Raw genomic sequence first — 16,858 nt, forward strand, 5'->3', positions numbered from 1 at the left:
TTTTTCTTACCCCTACCACCTTATTCACCAGATTTGAATCCTATTGAACAAGCTTGGCCTATCTTGAAAAAGAAAGTGACGGATTTATTAAGGGAAGTCCCAAATATTTTTGAATGTTTGGAGCGCTTTTTTAAAACTAATTGACTATGTCATTTAAATTTTTCTAAAGATTCAAACCTCTTCATAATCACAGTTAAACGCCAACGGTAGAGCGCCCCACTCACAATAAGGCTAATAATCAAACCGATCCAGTAAGAATAAGCTCCAAAATCTGTTAAGGAATCAAATAGCATAGCAACTGGGATTGCTACGCCCCAATAACCAATCAAACCAAGATAAAAAGGAATAACTGTATCCTTATAACCTCGTAGAATTCCCTGAAGCGGTGCCGCAAAGGTATCTGCTAACTGAAAGAAAAGACTATAAGTTAAAAAACGCGCTGTCAAATCGATAAATTCTGGGTCGTTCCCATAAAGACTGGCCACATTTCCTCGAAAAATGTAAAGGAAGGATAAGGTGAAGGCCGCAAAAATGAGGGCAGTCCACCTTCCTAGACCAATATATGTTTTCGCATCATCAAATCGCTTGGCTCCCACTTCATAGGAAACGACAATGGCCATAGCCGATGAGATACTCATAGGAAAGGCGTACATGAGACTTGAAAAATTCATAGCTGACTGGTGACTAGCAATAATCAAGGATGAGAACTTCGCCATAATCAAACCAACCACAGAAAAGATAGCCACTTCCGCAAAGACAGTTCCCCCAATAGGCAGACCCAATCGAACTCCTTCCTTGATTTTATCCATATTAAATGGAATTCGTTTCTCAAGATGTAGGGCTTTGAGCTTCTCCTGTTTAAATAAAACCAGAACAGAAATACCCAGCAAGACCCAGTAGGCCAAAGAAGTACCTAAACCAGCACCAGCACCTCCCAGTTCTGGAACACCAAAGGCACCGTAAATCAAGAGATAGTTAAATCCACTATTGAGAGGAAGTAACAAAAGCATGAGATACATGGAAAGTTTGGTCAACCCCAGCGAATCCAGCAAGGAACGAATGACACTAAAGAGCAACAAGGGGATAATCCCGATAGATAAAAACCAGAGATAACGAACAGCTACTGCCGCCACTGGAGCTTCTAACCCAATATGATTCAAGATTGGTGGTGCCAGGAAAAGTACTAATCCCAGCAAGACCACAGATAGACCCAGAGCTAAATAGATAAACTGGTAAAAATCAGATGCCACTTCTTCCTTTTTGCCTCGACCAAGATGGTGACCAATAATGGGCACCAAGGCTGACACAATCCCTGTCAGGAAGGTAAAGAAAGGATTCCAGATACTGGTCGCCATAGACACACCAGCCAAGTCCATAGTGCTGTATTGACCTGTCATAGTCGTATCAACAAAGGAGGCAGAATAATTGGCAAATTGATAAATTAGGATAGGGAAAAATATCTTTAAAAATAAGATAAACTTGTCTTTAAAATGATGGGTCTGGTACATATAGGCTCTCTATTCTTTTTGTTTATAGAGCAGACTCCCACCTAGTTTTGATAGACAATTTGTCCCTTACAGATGGTATATTTAACCTGACCTTTTAAAGTTTCACCGATGAATGGTGAATTAGCTGCTTTTGAAGCAAAATGGGAGTCCACAAGGCGGTCAGCCTTAGCATCAAAAATAGTGATGTCCGCTGGACCATTCTCAGCCAAGTAACCTGCTTCAAAGTTGTAAAGCTTGGATGGGTTGTAGGTCATTTTTTCAAGTAATTCCATCAGGCTTAACTCACCAGCTTCCACCAAATAAGTTAAACCGAGAGATAGAGATGTTTCCAAACCAGTCATACCAGATGGCGCTTTGGTAATATCTTCGACATTTTTCTCATCTGCATGATGAGGCGCGTGGTCAGTCGCGATAACTGTGATGACACCTGACTTGAGACCTTCAATCACGGCACGACGGTCTGATTCCAAACGAAGCGGCGGATTCATCTTAGCATTGCTACCTTGTGTCAAAAGGAGCGCTTCTGTCTTAGAGAAATGCTGTGGCGCTACTTCTGCTGTTACTTGCGCTCCCAGCCCTTGAGCGAACTCCACTACTTTAACACTTTCTTCCTTAGACAAATGCTGAATATGAACATGGGCCTTGGTTGCATAGGCAATCATGACATCACGCGCCATCATAGCATACTCAGCCACCCCAGTTGCACCACAGATATGGAAATGTTCTTTAGCAATGTTTTCATTAAAGCCAAGAATACCGTTCAAACCTGGATCTTCCTCATGGAGACTAATAAAGGTATTAAGCTTTTTGGCTTCCTCCATGGCTTCCTTGACAACTTTACTGCTTTCAAGTGGAATGCCATCATCTGAAAATCCAACTGCTCCAGCTTCTAAAAGTTCCTTAAAGTCAGTCAAGTCTTGCCCATTAAAGTTTTTAGTAATGGTCGCAACCGTCTTGACATTAATCTTCTCCTTGGCAGCTGACTGGAGAACTTCTTGCAAAGTCTCAACGTCTGAAATGGTTGGACTAGTATTAGCCATCATGACAACAGTTGTAAAACCACCTGCAGCGGCTGCTAGGGCACCAGTATGGATATCTTCCTTGTGGGTCTGACCAGGTTCACGGAAATGAACATGAATATCGACCAAGCCAGGAGCAACTACAAGACCTGTAGCATCTATGATTTCTGCTCCTTCTTCCGTGATCTCAGGCGCAATTTTGACAATTTTCCCATCTTGGACTAAGACATCACACACTTGATCCAAACCAGACTTGGGATCCATTACACGACCGTTTTTGATTAGTAGCATCTGCTTTCTCCTTTATTCATAGAAATCAACTTGGGTATCCAACAATTTATCCCCATCATAAACAAACTTGGCTGAAAAGAAGGGTTTATCTTCTAAAAGCCACTCAACAAAGGTATGGTCACCTTCCCAAGTCGGCTTTCTCAAAACCTCGTCATAAGGAACCCATTCTAGCGTTCCCTCGTTGCAATCAATCAAGTCCCCTTCAAACTCCGTCACTTTAAAAACATAGGTGTACCAGTCTAAATCTGGCGTGAATTCAGGAAAAGTGATGACACCTTTTAGAACTGGCTTGGCTTTGAGCCCTGTCTCTTCGAGGATTTCACGCGCCGCGCATTCCTGAGGCGTCTCTCCTCTCTCTAGCTTACCACCCACACCAATCCATTTCCCTTCATGAACATCATTTGGCTTCTTATTACGATGGAGCATGAGCAGTTCTTTCCCGTTATCAATGTAGCAAATTGTCGCTAACTGAGGCATATTTTCTCCTTATCTAAGCCAATCGATTGGCTCTTGTCCTGTATCTTCTAAAAAAGCATTGGCCTTTGAAAAAGGCTTGGAACCCCAAAATCCTCTGTAAACCGATAAAGGACTGGGATGAGCTGATTCGATAATCAAGTGCTGAGGATTGGTAACTAATACCTTCTTCCTGCGTGCATAGGCTCCCCAAAGTATAAAGACCACCGGCCTATCTAGATGATTGACCACCTGAATCACAGCATCTGTAAATGGCTCCCATATCTGCCCAGCATGACCGTTGGCCTGACCAGCAGGAACAGTCAAACAAGCATTAAGAAGCAAGACTCCTTGCTCAGCCCAAGCCGTCAAATCATGGGATTTCTTAACTCCTATATCATCTGACAATTCTTTCAAGATATTTTGCAAGGATGGCGGAGCTGGGATAGAGTCAGGAACAGAAAAACTCAAGCCCTGCGCCTGACCTGGCCCATGATAAGGATCCTGTCCTAAAATCACCACCTTCACGTCTTCTAGGGGTGTGGACAAGAGAGCCTGAAAAACCTTTTCCTTAGGTGGATAAACAGTTCCCTGAGAATAGACCTGCTCCATAAACTGATTGATTTTCGCAAAATAACCCTCAGGTAATTGCGCCTTAATCAAAGCATGCCAAGACGAGTGTTCCATAGCCAACTCCTTCCTTTTTACTGCCTCTATTATAGCAAAAAGTGGCTATGGAAACCACTTTTTACAGTTTATCTAAGCAATCCAGCAAATCTTGATAAGAATGGACTTCGTAAGTCGGCTGGGCTTGTGTGTGATTTTCGAGGTGATAAGGGTTGTACCAGATAGTTGCAATCCCAGCATTATTACCACCTTGAATGTCAGCGGTTAGGGAATCTCCAATCATCAGCGTCTTTTCTTTGCTAAAACCTGCAATCTGTTGGCCAATCTTTTCATAAAAGAGAGCATCAGGCTTTTGTGTTTGTAGCTGTTCAGAGATAAAAACTTGATTGAAATAAGGTGCTAGACCAGATTGAGCCAAACGCCCTGTCTGAATGGCAGTAATACCATTTGTCGCAGCATACAGATCATAATCTCGCTCGATGAGACTGTCTAAGAGTTCATGAGCGCCTGAAAGAGTTTGTCCCTGTTGGGCTAGGTAAAATTGGTAACGCTGGGCTAGAAAACTACCATCTTTTTCCTGTCCAAAGTGGGCAAATAAACGAGAAAAGCGCGTGTTAACCAGCTCTTGTTTACTGATTTTCTTTTGCTCCAAGTCCTTCCAGAGAGCCTTGTTCATAGGAACATAATAGTCCTTATAAGCCTGAATATCTGTAACCCCTTCTTCTTTTAGGAGTTGCGTTAGAGCCACATCCTCAGCAGCATCAAAATCAAGAAGAGTGTGGTCGAGGTCGAAGAGTAGAAATTTGTAGGACAATTTGAGAGTTTTCCTTTCTAGGGAGTGCAAAGATTCAAAAGGAGGTGCAAGAAAAATAATTACTCAATAATTGAATTCAGATAATCCATAAACTCCGAATATACTTCGTCTTTAATTTCACCTGCAGTCAAATCTCTTTCATTACTTCCAAAATATATAGATTGATTTGTAATATCTAATGCACTTAAGTCTTTCATAATTTGAAAAATACAATTATAAGGTATATTAATTTTTATAATTTCTGATTGAGTAGCTGACAAAAAATCTAGAGGATGTGTGAGTTTTGTTCCTGAGTGTGTGAAGTTTCCTGATTGTCTGGTGATACGAGGATTAATTTTAGACCCCTCAAAACAAAATGTGCCACAATTTAAAGAAATTTCTTGGTTAATTCTCTCGATATCATTATGATTGAAACTCTGAAAAACTCCTTCTAAACCAGGTTCATTTAGTAATATTCGGTTTATTTCCAACGGATTTATTACCCATACAGAAGCATGATCATTAATTATCTCATCCTCATCTTCATCATGTTGTCGACAAATAACTTGATTTTTAGTTAAGTAAGTGTGATTATTATTTTTACAATCAACTGTAGAGACAGCAAAAAACAATGCAACCAATGGGTCTGTAGACCAATCTAATAAATTTGTTAGTAAGCCATAATGTTGAGCTAGTTCTAACCACTGTACTTCGTTTTGCGGTCCTATAATATCTTCTGTCTTTGCCTTACTCTTAAATTTTTCAAGAAGAACATTTTGAGATGGCATAACAACTACCTCTCCTTTAGGATTGTAAAAATTTGTTCGATGAATTGGGTTTTTCTCTCTCCTCGAATTAAAAACAGAATAAGCCTCACGCCAAATTCCAGGTATTAACCCATATTCGGAATTCTTTTGCCCTCTATACCATAGTCTATGAGATGGATTATCTGAATTAATCTTTCTAATAGTTTGAATATACGATTCAATTGAATTTGCAAAATAATTTTTAATAGCCATAGGTATATTATATCATTTACACTTAGAAAAAGTAAGAAACGAAAAATACTCAAATAGTTATTTTAAAATTCTTATTCGTTCTTTTTAAGTGTTGTCATTTTTCTATGTTTTAAATAAATAGGATATTAAAAATTGGACTCATATTTTTGTTGTTAACAATCATGACCACCGTCTAACGGGTGGTTTGAACCAGGGCTATAAGCCCAAATTACCAGCCAGCGCCTAAAGACGCTGGCTTTCACGTTGTTCAAACCTCATTGCTCTTGACTCGTCACTTGCCTCTTAAAGAGGCTTTAGTATTACTTACCACTATCCCTAATATGTACCTGATCAGGCACTAAGTGACCCTCGATAATTTCAACACCCTTATAACTACATAAGCGATGAAATATTTCGCCTAAACTACTTCGATATTGATTATAAATAACTTTTCGTCTATACTTAGGGGTGAACACAATGTGATATTTACACATCCACTTTGTGTGTGATAAACTATGTGCCTTTTGTGCCATATTTTTCTCCTTTCGCTTTACAATTGGCTTGAACACCTTTATTGTATCGTGTTTGGAGTTTTTTGGTATAACCTTCGACACGCACCCGCATAGCGGGTGGTTTATTTGTCTCGCACCTAACGGAGAGAGACGGACTAATAGTCACATAATAGAAAAACCCTTGAAACCAAGCTATTTCAAGGGTTTTTAATCGTTTATTTGTATCATTTAATTGCTACAAATTTCGAAGAGTAGAAATTTGTAGGACAATTTGAGTGTTGTCCTTTCTGAAAATTCATTAAGAATATTATAACATAAAGCACCTCACACAATTAACATTATCTGAACTAATTTAATGACTTAAAAAAATTCGAACACTTTCCTATACAATTGACAATACAAATCTTTCAGAATAGAACAATCCTAACTATCGAATACCCTAACTTCATAAATATCCCTGTAATTCTAGACCTAGAATTCCTATAAACTAAATGTTTTCGCACTATTCTAAGCCATTGATTGCCTTAAATGTTAATTTTTGAAGGATTCTAAAGCTAGAATTGCTCAAAAACAAGGAAAACTAAGTCATTCGAAACTTAAAAAAACTTTCCTAAGTTTCATTGTCACTTGAACTAATGACACTTACAATTCTTCTGATGTGCTTTGAGCTTTTTCATAGCCCAATCATAGTGACTGGCGGTGCTACTGATAAAGTAGGAACCTAGACTTGTCCCTCCCGTCCACTTATAGACACCTTTGGTAAAGAGTTCGTCATTGCTAAAGCATTCCATCAACTCTAAAACCTCTCTATGTGATTGTTCTAGGAGTCTAGTCGCTTCTTCTAAGGAGGTTTTCTGGTGCTTCTTCCAAAAAGCGACATTCATTTGTCCATAAGTTTTCCAATTATAAGGTTCAGGAAGAAAAGATCTTTCGTGACCTTTTTGATTAGAATGTCCCCAGGTCAAAAGTAACTGCTGCCATTCATAAAGATGGATCAAGACATCCCGCAGGTTTTTATCCCTTTTCCAGTGAGCTTCCTTTTTATTTGGGTCTCTTGAAAAATCAAATGGAGTCTGTAGCTCATCTTCACTTAGTTGGGAGATGAAACGATTGAGCTTCTCATAGTTTTCCTTAGAGGCCAGCACTAGCTCCTCTTTTGTTTTTGGTCTAGGAACAGGAGTACTCCCTTCACATTACTAGTTATTATTAGAAATTTTTTATCCTTTAAATCTCTACAACTTATCCTTTAATTTCTCAACAAAGAGATAGGCTGCTGGACAGGTCAAGGTATTCTTAATCGTCAAATGGTTGATTTGATGGATCTTTTTGCGGTCTGTATGGGGAAATTCACGACAGGCCTTTGGCCGAACGTCATAGATAGAACAGAGATTATCCCCTCCTAAAAATGGACAAGGCATGGATTTGAAAACCTTGTCTCCATCTTCATCCACCTGCAGAAACTCTGCTTCAAAAGCGGGTAATTTCATCTTAAAATACTTGGCGATTCGTGTAATATCTGCTTCTTTAAAGTCAGGTCCCAAAGTCTTACAACAGTTAGCACAGGCGGTGCAATCAATCTCCTCAAAAACTTCTTGGTGAATCTGCTGGGCTATCTTATCTAGATTTTTTGGTGGCTTTTTCTTTAAATTGGCTAAGACTTTGCGATGCTCCTTCTGCTTTTGTAAGGCTAGCTGGTGGTAATATTCAATATCAATTTCTTTAGACATGGTTTCTCTCTTATTCTATTTACTTCCCCTATTATACCATGCCTCTGGAGCATTTAAAAGTGTACTTTATAATACTATACTTTTCCAAAATGCGTCAAAAAACCTTGCAACTAGGTTACAAGGTTAATGACATTAATCGAAGTTAACGTATTCTTTTTGAAGTTCAAGAACTTCTTCCATTGTTGAACACTCTGTAAGGGCACGGTTAGCGTACTCTTCCATCTTAGCAGTATCCAATTTCTTCATCAAGCTACGTGTACGAAGTACAGATGTCGCTGACATAGAGAATTCATCCAAGCCCATTCCGACAAGAAGTGGAACAGCTTTTTGGTCACCAGCCATCTCACCACACATACCAGCCCATTTACCTTCAGCGTGAGCTGCCTTGATAACGTTGTTAATCAAGCGAAGGATTGATGGGTTATAAGGTTGGTAAAGATATGAAACTTGTTCGTTCATACGGTCTGCCGCCATTGAGTATTGGATCAAGTCGTTTGTACCAATTGACATGAAGTCTACTTCTTTTGCAAATTGGTCTGCAAGCATAGCTGCTGCAGGGATTTCAATCATGATACCAACTTGGATATCATCCGCAACTGCAACACCTTCAGCAAGAAGGTTTGCTTTTTCTTCTTCATAAACTGCTTTAGCTGCACGGAATTCTTTCAAAAGGGCAACCATTGGGAACATGATACGCAATTGACCATGAACAGAAGCACGAAGTAGGGCACGGATTTGTGTACGGAACATCGCATCTCCAGTTTCAGAAATAGAGATACGAAGGGCACGGAATCCAAGGAATGGGTTCATTTCATGTGGCATATCGAAATAAGGAAGTTCCTTATCTCCACCGATATCCATTGTACGAACAACTACTGGTTTACCATTCATTCCCTCAAGAACAGCCTTGTATGCTTCATACTGCTCGTCTTCTGTTGGGAAATCTTGAGAATCCATGTACAAGAACTCTGTACGGTAAAGTCCAACAGCTTCTGCACCGTTGTTGTTAACACCTTCAACGTCTTTTGGAGTACCGATGTTAGCAGCCAACTCGAAGTGTTTACCGTCAGCAGTCACTGTTTGAGCATCTTTCAAAAGTGCCCATTCAGCTTTTTGTTTAGCATAAGCTTCACCAGCTGCTTTAAATTCTGCCGCTTGTTCATCTGTTGGGTTGATAATCACTTCACCAGTAATTCCGTTAACAGCAAGGATATCACCATCTTTCACCACTTCAGTGATGTTATTTGTTCCCAATACAGCTGCAATTTCAAGTGTACGTGCCATGATAGCTGAGTGGCTTGTACGTCCACCGATGTTTGTTACAAAAGCTTTTACAAAGTTTTTGTCCAATTGAGCTGTATCAGATGGTGTCAAGTCATGTGCAATCACGATTACTTCTTCGTTAATAGAAGCTGGGTTTGGCAATTTTTTACCAAGAAGGTTTGCCAATACACGTTTTGTCACGTCGCGGATATCCGCTGCACGTTCTTGCATGTATGGGTTGTCTTCCATGCCTTCAAAGATAGTAATGAACATGTCAGTCACTTCTTTAAGACCTGCTTCAGCATTGACTTTCTTAGCACGGATTGTTTCTTTAATCTGACCAATCAATTCTGGGTCAGCAAGAACCATCAAATGAGCGTCAAAAACTTGTGCCGCTTCTTCACCTAGCGTACCTACAGCTTTCTCACGGATAAGTGAAAGCTCGTTTTGAGAAGCTTCAAGAGCAACATCCAAACGAGCCTCTTCTGCGTTTGTATCTTCGACTGAAACAGTCTCGAATGACAAATCCGGTTGAACGAGTAGATATGCTTTTGCAACTGCAACACCGTCAGATGCTGCGATTCCTTTAAGCATTTCTGTCATTTTCCTTATGCCAATCCTTCTTTTTCCATTGTTTCTGAGATTGCAGCGATAGCATCATCTGCATCTGCACCTTCAGCTGAGATAGTTACGTCAGCACCTTGGCCAACACCAAGACTCATAACACCCATGATTGATTTAAGGTTAACTGATTTACCTTTGTACTCAAGAGTGATATCTGAAGCAAATTTGCTAGCAGTTTGTACCAACAATGTTGCTGGACGTGCGTGAATACCTGTTTCTGCCACTACGTGGAAATCTTTAGAAGCCATAGTTTGACTCTCCTTTTGTTCTTTCTTTTTTGAGTTATATGTGATAACCCTTACAATTTGGTATTATATCATCTTCTAGGATTTTTTTCAAGCATTTTATGGGATTTATTCGATTTCCTTTCAGATAACTTGCTGAAAATCTTCTATTCTAGATAACAAAACACAGGATATAGTTTTCCAAAAAACTACTTGTAGGATAATTATCACTATCTTACAAAACAAACACTACATATTGTGTTTTGCTGGGTTATGTAGAAAAAAAGACCACTATATTTAGTTTTAAATCATTGACAAAAATTTATTTTCTGATATACTAGGATAGAATTAAATTTTAAAGAGGAGTTACACAATGGTAACCGTTTATTCTAAAAACAACTGTGTCCAATGTAAGATGACCAAACGTTTCTTGGACAGTAATAATGTCGCTTATCGTGAAATCAATCTTGATGAGCAACCTGAGTACATCAATCAAGTTAAAGAGCTCGGTTTCAGCGCAGCTCCTGTTATCCAAACACCAACTGAAGTCTTTTCAGGTTTCCAACCAGGAAAACTGAAACAATTAGCATAATCTTAGTACATCATCCAGAAGAAACTGCTTCTAGGGCTAACTTAGAAGCCTTTCTTTTGTAATTAGATAAGGGAAATTTTATGGGATTAAAACATCTTGAAGACGTGACTTACTTCCGTCTCAACAACGAAATCAACCGTCCTGTCAATGGACAAATCATGCTTCATAAAGATAAGGAAGCCTTGGATGCTTTCTTTAAAGAAAATGTAGTTCCAAACACTATGGTTTTTGATTCAATCAAAGATAAAATCAACTACCTGATTGAACACAACTACATCGAAACAGCCTTTATCAAGAAATACCGTCCAGAATTTTTGGAAGAATTGTCTCAATTTATCAAAGACCAAAACTTCCAATTCAAGTCTTTCATGGCAGCTTATAAATTTTACAATCAATATGCCTTGAAGACCAACGACGGTGAATATTACCTTGAAAGCATGGAAGACCGTGTCTTCTTTAACGCCCTTTATTTCGCTGACGGGAATGAAGCTGTTGCAATCGATATTGCCAATGAAATCATCCACCAACGCTACCAACCTGCTACTCCTTCCTTCTTGAATGCTGGACGTGCTCGCCGTGGGGAGTTAGTATCTTGCTTCCTAATCCAAGTAACTGATGATATGAACTCTATCGGACGTTCTATCAACTCAGCTCTTCAACTTTCACGTATTGGTGGTGGTGTGGGAATTACCCTCAGCAACCTTCGTGAAGCTGGTGCACCTATCAAAGGCTACGAAGGAGCAGCTTCTGGTGTCGTACCAGTTATGAAGCTTTTTGAAGACAGCTTCTCTTATTCAAACCAATTGGGGCAACGTCAAGGTGCTGGTGTTGTCTACCTCAACGTCTTCCACCCAGATATTATCGCCTTCCTTTCAACTAAGAAAGAAAATGCCGATGAAAAAGTTCGTGTTAAGACTCTATCACTTGGTGTTGTGGTACCAGATAAATTCTACGAATTGGCTCGCAAAAATGAAGAAATGTACCTCTTCAGTCCTTACTCTGTAGAGCTTGAATATGGTGTACCATTCAACTATATCGACATCACTGAAAAATACGATGAATTGGTCGCAAATCCAAACATCCGCAAGACAAAAATCAAGGCGCGTGATTTAGAAACTGAAATCTCAAAATTGCAACAAGAGTCTGGCTACCCTTATGTAGTCAATATTGATACGGCTAACCGTGCAAATCCTGTTGATGGTAAGATTATCATGAGTAACTTGTGCTCTGAGATTCTTCAAGTTCAAGAACCAAGCTTGATCAACGATGCTCAAGAATTTCTTCAAATGGGAACAGACGTATCATGTAACCTTGGTTCAACCAACGTGGTCAACATGATGACTTCACCTGACTTTGGTCGTTCTATCCGTGCTATGGTTCGAGCCCTTACTTTCGTTACAGATAGTTCACACATCGTAGCTGTTCCTACTATCGACCATGGAAATAGCCAAGCACATACCTTTGGTCTTGGTGCCATGGGACTTCACAGCTACCTTGCCCAACAACTGATTGAATATGGATCGCCTGAGTCTGTTGAATTTACAAGCATCTACTTTATGCTTATGAACTACTGGACCTTGGTTGAGTCAAACAATATCGCGCGTGAACGTGGTATCACCTTCCACAACTTTGAAAAATCAGACTATGCTAACGGAAGCTACTTTGACAAGTATATTACAGGCGAATTCCTTCCAAAATCAGAACGTGTTAAAGAACTCTTCAAAGATGTCTTTATCCCAAGTGCTGCTGACTGGGCTGAACTTCGCGACAAGGTTCAAGCAGATGGACTTTACCACCAAAACCGTCTAGCTGTTGCTCCAAATGGTTCGATCAGTTACATCAATGACGTTTCTGCTTCTATCCACCCGATTACACAACGTATTGAAGAACGCCAAGAGAAGAAAATCGGTAAAATCTACTACCCTGCTGCTGGCTTGTCAACAGAAACCATTCCTTACTACACTTCTGCCTACGACATGGATATGCGTAAAGTCATCGATGTTTACGCTGCTGCAACTGAGCACGTGGACCAAGGACTTTCACTTACCCTCTTCATGCGTAGTGACATTCCAAAAGGACTTTACGAATGGAAGAAAGAAAACAAACAAACGACACGTGACTTGTCTATCCTTCGTAACTATGCCTTTAACAAGGGTATCAAGTCTATCTACTACGTCCGTACCTTTACAGATGATGGTGGAGAAGTCGGTACTAACCAATGTGAAAGCTGTGTGATTTAATCTTTGCTTGAGAAAACTACATTTTCTCAGATTAGCGATTCATTTACCACACTAAACTAAGCTGGAACAAACATCTATACTATGAAATAAAAGTCGGTCTTCCGACTTTTTGTACGATACTCCTCTAGATTTATGATAAAATAGAGGTAATTGTGAAATCACAATACTAAATACAGAAAGAGATTTCAAATGGAAACTTACTACAAAGCCATTAACTGGAATGCCATTGAAGATGTCATCGACAAATCAACTTGGGAAAAGTTAACGGAGCAATTCTGGCTCGATACACGTATTCCCTTGTCAAACGACTTGGATGACTGGAGAAAGCTATCAAACAAGGAAAAAGACTTGGTCGGAAAAGTCTTTGGTGGTTTAACACTTCTCGATACTATGCAATCTGAAACAGGGGTTCAGGCCCTTCGCTCGGACATCCGTACACCGCATGAGGAAGCTGTCTTCAACAACATCCAATTTATGGAATCTGTCCATGCAAAATCTTACTCATCAATCTTTTCTACCTTGAATACCAAGGCTGAGATTGAAGAAATTTTCGAATGGACTAATACCAATCCTTATCTACAAAAGAAGGCTGAGATTGTCAATGAAATCTACCTCAACGGTAGCCCACTTGAAAAGAAAGTTGCCAGCGTCTTCCTTGAAACCTTCCTCTTCTATTCAGGTTTCTTCACTCCCCTCTACTATCTTGGTAACAACAAACTAGCTAACGTTGCGGAAATCATCAAACTGATTATTCGTGATGAGTCTGTTCACGGAACCTACATCGGTTACAAATTCCAACTTGGTTTCAATGAATTGCCTGAAGAAGAGCAAGAAAAGCTAAAAGAATGGATGTACGATCTCCTCTACACTCTTTATGAAAATGAAGAAGGCTATACAGAAAGCCTCTATGACGGTGTTGGTTGGACGGAAGAAGTTAAAACCTTCCTTCGCTACAATGCCAATAAAGCTCTCATGAACCTGGGACAAGATCCGCTCTTCCCAGATTCAGCTGATGATGTCAACCCAATCGTTATGAACGGTATTTCAACAGGAACTTCCAACCACGACTTCTTCTCTCAAGTCGGAAATGGTTACCTCCTTGGTGAAGTTGAAGCCATGCAAGACGATGACTACAACTACGGTTTGGACTAATTCATTTATCCCAGAACTGATAACAAATATCATGGTTTGTTTAAAACAACCATGATATTTTTGTTTTTGTTTTCTTTTGTTTTTTAAATTGATTGATTGAACACTTTATGATAAAATAGTAATAGAAATAGAGGTGATAAAGATGTTAAAGCAGGAAAAACTAGATAATATTCTAGAAACGGTAAATACAAAGGGAACTATTACTGTAAAAGAAATCATGACTCGCTTAGATGTATCAGATATGACTGCTAGACGCTACTTGCAAGAGTTAGCAGACAAAGATTTACTTGTTCGAGTGCATGGGGGAGCTGAGAAAATTCGCACAGGTTCTATTTTAAACAATGAACGTTCCAATATTGAAAAACAAAGCTTACAGATTGCAGAAAAACAAGAAATCAGCCGTTTTGCAGGTCATTTAATCGATGAAGGCGAAACCATTTTTATAGGTCCAGGGACAACCTTGGAATCTTTTGCCCGTGAACTTCCAATCGATAATATTCGTGTTGTAACAAACAGTTTACCAGTCTTTCTCATCTTAAACGAACGAAAACTAACAGATTTGATTTTAATTGGTGGAAACTATCGCTCTATCACTGGAGCCTTTGTCGGAACACTAACCTTGCAAAACCTAGCCAATCTCCAATTTTCTAAAGCTTTCGTTAGCTGTAATGGTATTAAAGACAATGCGATTGCGACCTTTAGTGAAGAGGAAGGTGAATCTCAACGCATCGCCCTCAATAATTCCAATAAAAAATACTTACTAGCTGACAATAGTAAGTTCAATAAATTTGATTTTTATACCTTCTACAACATCTCTGATATTGATACCATCGTTTCAGATTCTAAACTGAGCAAAGAAACCTTCGACCAACTTTCGAAACAAACAAAAATTATTCTTTCTAAACCATAAAACTGAGGATTGATAAAATTTAAAATGCGTCATATCAAGAAAATAAGAATCTTGATATGACGCATTTTTTGATGAAGATTTTTACAAAGAGCTTCCTAGATTCTTTATGATTGTTGAAACGGCATAAAATCTGAATCAAAGGAGATATTATCTCGTTCTTCAGGATTGATACAATTTAAAAAGATATTTCTAAATTCTTCCAGCTCATAGTCTGAATGGCAAATCCATTCTTTACCGGTAGAGACATACCATTTCCCAAGATTTTTCAGCTCCTCATTAGTCAAACAAGGTATTTGAGAACATTTATCAAAATTGATAATATAAACTTTTCATAAATTGATTGAATAAAATCTTTGAACATCTTTTTGCCTCACTAGAATTCTATATCTAATTACTAATTCTACTACTCAATTACTTGAGTTTCCGCTACTTTCTTGTACCAGTGAGCTGATTTCTTAGGATAACGTTCTTGAGTTTCAAAGTCTACATAAAAGAGACCGTAGCGTTTTTCATACCCATTTGACCAAGAGAAGACATCCATCAATGACCAGATGAAGTATCCTTTGACGTTTGCATCATCAGCAATAGCATCAGATAAGACTTCCAAGTGTTGTTTGACATAATCAATACGACCATCGTCGTAAACGGTGTTATCAACGAACTCATCTTTATAACCAAGGCCATTTTCAGTGATATAAATCTTCTTGTAGTTAGGATAATCTTTCTTCACGCGCATGATCTGATTATATAGCCCTTGAGGATAAATGATCCAGTCCCAGTCAGTGCGAGGTACATAGTCAGGAGCTACACGACGACCAACACCTTTAATTTGGTACTTAGAGCTTCCTTTCTCACCCTTACCATTATGGATAATTTCAGTTTCTCCATCAAATGCTTCCATCCAGTCACTCATATAGTAATTTATTCCAAGGAAGTCGTTCAAGTCTTTTGCAGCTTCTAATGCTGTGAAATCTTCTTCACGAAGATCTAAGCTACCACCATTGACGGATAAGATATGGTTGACACCTTCCATCGTTTCAGCTGAATAGCTACCTAGATAAGTTGCATCCAAGATAAATTTATTGTGAATAATATCTTCCAATTCAGCAGCGCGAACATCTGATGGATTTTTAGGATCCAAAGGATACTTGGTTGGCAGTGCGTGAACAACACCAATTTCACCTTTATAACCTTTTTCTTTATATAGCTTGACTGCACGTGCATGAGATACCATCATATTGTGGTGAGATTGAAATACTTTGGCAAGGTCGTACTGAATACCAGGAGGAAATTTCCCAACCAAGTATTGACCATCACCGATTGGCCCAATTTCATTAAAGGTTGTCCAATAGTTGACTTCTGGAAATTCTTCAAAACAGAAGGCAGCGTAGTCTACAAAGTGTTCAATATTTTCACGGTTTAAGAAGTCTCCATTTGAGTGGAGAGCTTCTGGCGTATCAAAGTGATGAAGAGTTACAAAGGGTTCAACATGACGTTTGTGACACTCTGCAAATAAATTATGATAAAACTCAACACCTTTAGCATTTACTTGACCGTAACCGGTTGGGAAAATACGTGACCAGGCAATAGAAATTCGAATACCATTGACACCATACTCTTCTGCTAGCTTGAGGTCAACTGGATATCGATTGTAAAAATCACTAGCTGGCTCCGCAGTGTACCAGTAGTTATCTTCAAGATATTTATCCCAAGCAACTGGTCCTTTTCCATCAGTATGTGTAGCACCTTCTGCTTGATAAGCAGCTGTTGCGCCACCGAAAATAAAGTCTTTTGGTAATGTTTTTGACATATAATTCTCCTTTTAATTAAAAAAGAAATAAGATGGAGAGGAGGCTAGTGAGGCTTTATTCTCCATCTCACTTCTTATACTAAGTCACCAAATTGTGACATGAGAAGGTAAAAAC

Annotated in this window: 16 protein-coding genes and 2 pseudogenes; 5 read left to right on the forward strand and 13 right to left on the reverse strand. The window is 39.1% G+C overall.

Going from position 1 to position 16,858, the window contains the following annotated elements; translation table 11 throughout:
• Positions 1-144: transposase (locus tag CJ239_RS11555; protein WP_180958175.1), on the forward strand; the 144-nt coding region annotated here is incomplete at its 5' end.
• A gap of 5 nt (positions 145-149) precedes the next feature.
• Here CJ239_RS11555 and pdrM read toward each other — a convergent pair.
• The 11 genes and pseudogenes from pdrM to CJ239_RS00435 all read right to left on the reverse strand — a co-directional run bounded on the left by pdrM (position 150) and on the right by CJ239_RS00435 (position 10,063).
• The gene (pdrM, locus tag CJ239_RS00385; RefSeq protein ID WP_102210157.1) at positions 150-1,508 is read right to left on the reverse strand and encodes a sodium-coupled multidrug efflux MATE transporter PdrM; all 1,359 of its coding nucleotides are present in this window, start codon (positions 1,506-1,508) and stop codon (positions 150-152) included.
• Positions 1,509-1,549: 41 nt separating this feature from the next.
• Entirely contained in the window at positions 1,550-2,818 is a 1,269-nt protein-coding gene (locus CJ239_RS00390) for a dihydroorotase (protein ID WP_102210158.1), read from the reverse strand.
• 12 nt (positions 2,819-2,830) lie between these two features.
• Positions 2,831-3,295, reverse strand: coding sequence for an 8-oxo-dGTP diphosphatase (locus tag CJ239_RS00395; RefSeq protein ID WP_102210159.1), 465 nt, complete (start codon positions 3,293-3,295; stop codon positions 2,831-2,833).
• A gap of 9 nt (positions 3,296-3,304) precedes the next feature.
• Positions 3,305-3,958 carry a uracil-DNA glycosylase gene (locus CJ239_RS00400; protein WP_102210160.1) on the reverse strand — a complete coding sequence of 218 codons (654 nt, stop codon included), beginning with the start codon at positions 3,956-3,958 and terminating at the stop codon, positions 3,305-3,307.
• Between the two features lie 61 nt (positions 3,959-4,019).
• Positions 4,020-4,712, reverse strand: a complete 693-nt coding sequence (locus CJ239_RS00405; protein ID WP_102210161.1) for a YjjG family noncanonical pyrimidine nucleotidase — start codon at positions 4,710-4,712, stop codon at positions 4,020-4,022.
• 59 nt (positions 4,713-4,771) lie between these two features.
• Positions 4,772-5,710: an FRG domain-containing protein gene (locus CJ239_RS00410; RefSeq protein ID WP_102210162.1), complete on the reverse strand. Its 939-nt coding sequence runs from the start codon at positions 5,708-5,710 to the stop codon at positions 4,772-4,774.
• Positions 5,711-6,027: 317 nt separating this feature from the next.
• Positions 6,028-6,222: pseudogene (gene tnpA, locus CJ239_RS00415) on the reverse strand (IS200/IS605 family transposase); the annotation flags it as partial.
• A 611-nt stretch (positions 6,223-6,833) separates the two neighbouring features.
• Positions 6,834-7,376 (reverse strand): annotated as a pseudogene (locus CJ239_RS00420) (ClbS/DfsB family four-helix bundle protein); the annotation flags it as partial.
• Between the two features lie 57 nt (positions 7,377-7,433).
• Positions 7,434-7,928 (reverse strand): YkgJ family cysteine cluster protein, encoded by a 495-nt coding sequence (locus tag CJ239_RS00425; RefSeq protein WP_000031481.1) that lies wholly within the window; start codon positions 7,926-7,928, stop codon positions 7,434-7,436.
• A gap of 132 nt (positions 7,929-8,060) precedes the next feature.
• Positions 8,061-9,794 carry a phosphoenolpyruvate--protein phosphotransferase gene (gene ptsP / locus CJ239_RS00430; RefSeq protein WP_004241506.1) on the reverse strand — a complete coding sequence of 578 codons (1,734 nt, stop codon included), beginning with the start codon at positions 9,792-9,794 and terminating at the stop codon, positions 8,061-8,063.
• Between the two features lie 5 nt (positions 9,795-9,799).
• Entirely contained in the window at positions 9,800-10,063 is a 264-nt protein-coding gene (locus CJ239_RS00435; protein ID WP_000146947.1) for a phosphocarrier protein HPr, read from the reverse strand.
• Between the two features lie 349 nt (positions 10,064-10,412).
• On the opposite strand from CJ239_RS00435, the gene nrdH reads away from it, so the two are divergent.
• The 4 genes from nrdH (at position 10,413) to CJ239_RS00455 (ending at position 14,933) form a co-directional block, all read left to right on the forward strand.
• Positions 10,413-10,631, forward strand: coding sequence for a glutaredoxin-like protein NrdH (gene nrdH / locus CJ239_RS00440; RefSeq protein ID WP_102210164.1), 219 nt, complete (start codon positions 10,413-10,415; stop codon positions 10,629-10,631).
• An 80-nt stretch (positions 10,632-10,711) separates the two neighbouring features.
• Entirely contained in the window at positions 10,712-12,871 is a 2,160-nt protein-coding gene (nrdE, locus tag CJ239_RS00445; protein ID WP_102210165.1) for a class 1b ribonucleoside-diphosphate reductase subunit alpha, read from the forward strand.
• Positions 12,872-13,060: 189 nt separating this feature from the next.
• Complete coding sequence (gene nrdF, locus CJ239_RS00450; RefSeq protein ID WP_033683563.1) at positions 13,061-14,023, forward strand: class 1b ribonucleoside-diphosphate reductase subunit beta; 963 nt, start codon at positions 13,061-13,063, stop codon at positions 14,021-14,023.
• Positions 14,024-14,165: 142 nt separating this feature from the next.
• Positions 14,166-14,933 carry a DeoR/GlpR family DNA-binding transcription regulator gene (locus tag CJ239_RS00455; RefSeq protein WP_049522295.1) on the forward strand — a complete coding sequence of 256 codons (768 nt, stop codon included), beginning with the start codon at positions 14,166-14,168 and terminating at the stop codon, positions 14,931-14,933.
• Between the two features lie 104 nt (positions 14,934-15,037).
• On the opposite strand, the gene CJ239_RS00460 is transcribed toward CJ239_RS00455, so the two are convergent.
• Both CJ239_RS00460 and lacG read right to left on the reverse strand, forming a co-directional pair.
• Positions 15,038-15,217 (reverse strand): DUF3884 family protein, encoded by a 180-nt coding sequence (locus CJ239_RS00460; RefSeq protein ID WP_102210166.1) that lies wholly within the window; start codon positions 15,215-15,217, stop codon positions 15,038-15,040.
• 119 nt (positions 15,218-15,336) lie between these two features.
• Positions 15,337-16,743: a 6-phospho-beta-galactosidase gene (lacG, locus tag CJ239_RS00465; protein ID WP_102210167.1), complete on the reverse strand. Its 1,407-nt coding sequence runs from the start codon at positions 16,741-16,743 to the stop codon at positions 15,337-15,339.
• Between the last annotated feature and the right edge of the window lie 115 nt (positions 16,744-16,858).

Source organism: Streptococcus sp. UMB0029 (assembly GCF_002871495.1).
GTDB lineage: Bacteria > Bacillota > Bacilli > Lactobacillales > Streptococcaceae > Streptococcus.

Bases quoted from the DNA above. Each gene is read 5' to 3' on its own strand.
- pdrM (WP_102210157.1), bottom strand. From the start codon at position 1,508: ATGTACCAGACCCATCATTTTAAAGACAAGTTTATCTTATTTTTAAAG.
- CJ239_RS00390 (WP_102210158.1), bottom strand. From the start codon at position 2,818: ATGCTACTAATCAAAAACGGTCGTGTAATGGATCCCAAGTCTGGTTTG.
- CJ239_RS00395 (WP_102210159.1), bottom strand. From the start codon at position 3,295: ATGCCTCAGTTAGCGACAATTTGCTACATTGATAACGGGAAAGAACTG.
- CJ239_RS00400 (WP_102210160.1), bottom strand. From the start codon at position 3,958: ATGGAACACTCGTCTTGGCATGCTTTGATTAAGGCGCAATTACCTGAG.
- CJ239_RS00410 (WP_102210162.1), bottom strand. From the start codon at position 5,710: ATGGCTATTAAAAATTATTTTGCAAATTCAATTGAATCGTATATTCAA.
- CJ239_RS00425 (WP_000031481.1), bottom strand. From the start codon at position 7,928: ATGTCTAAAGAAATTGATATTGAATATTACCACCAGCTAGCCTTACAA.
- ptsP (WP_004241506.1), bottom strand. From the start codon at position 9,794: ATGACAGAAATGCTTAAAGGAATCGCAGCATCTGACGGTGTTGCAGTT.
- CJ239_RS00435 (WP_000146947.1), bottom strand. From the start codon at position 10,063: ATGGCTTCTAAAGATTTCCACGTAGTGGCAGAAACAGGTATTCACGCA.
- nrdH (WP_102210164.1), top strand. From the start codon at position 10,413: ATGGTAACCGTTTATTCTAAAAACAACTGTGTCCAATGTAAGATGACC.
- nrdE (WP_102210165.1), top strand. From the start codon at position 10,712: ATGGGATTAAAACATCTTGAAGACGTGACTTACTTCCGTCTCAACAAC.
- nrdF (WP_033683563.1), top strand. From the start codon at position 13,061: ATGGAAACTTACTACAAAGCCATTAACTGGAATGCCATTGAAGATGTC.
- CJ239_RS00455 (WP_049522295.1), top strand. From the start codon at position 14,166: ATGTTAAAGCAGGAAAAACTAGATAATATTCTAGAAACGGTAAATACA.
- lacG (WP_102210167.1), bottom strand. From the start codon at position 16,743: ATGTCAAAAACATTACCAAAAGACTTTATTTTCGGTGGCGCAACAGCT.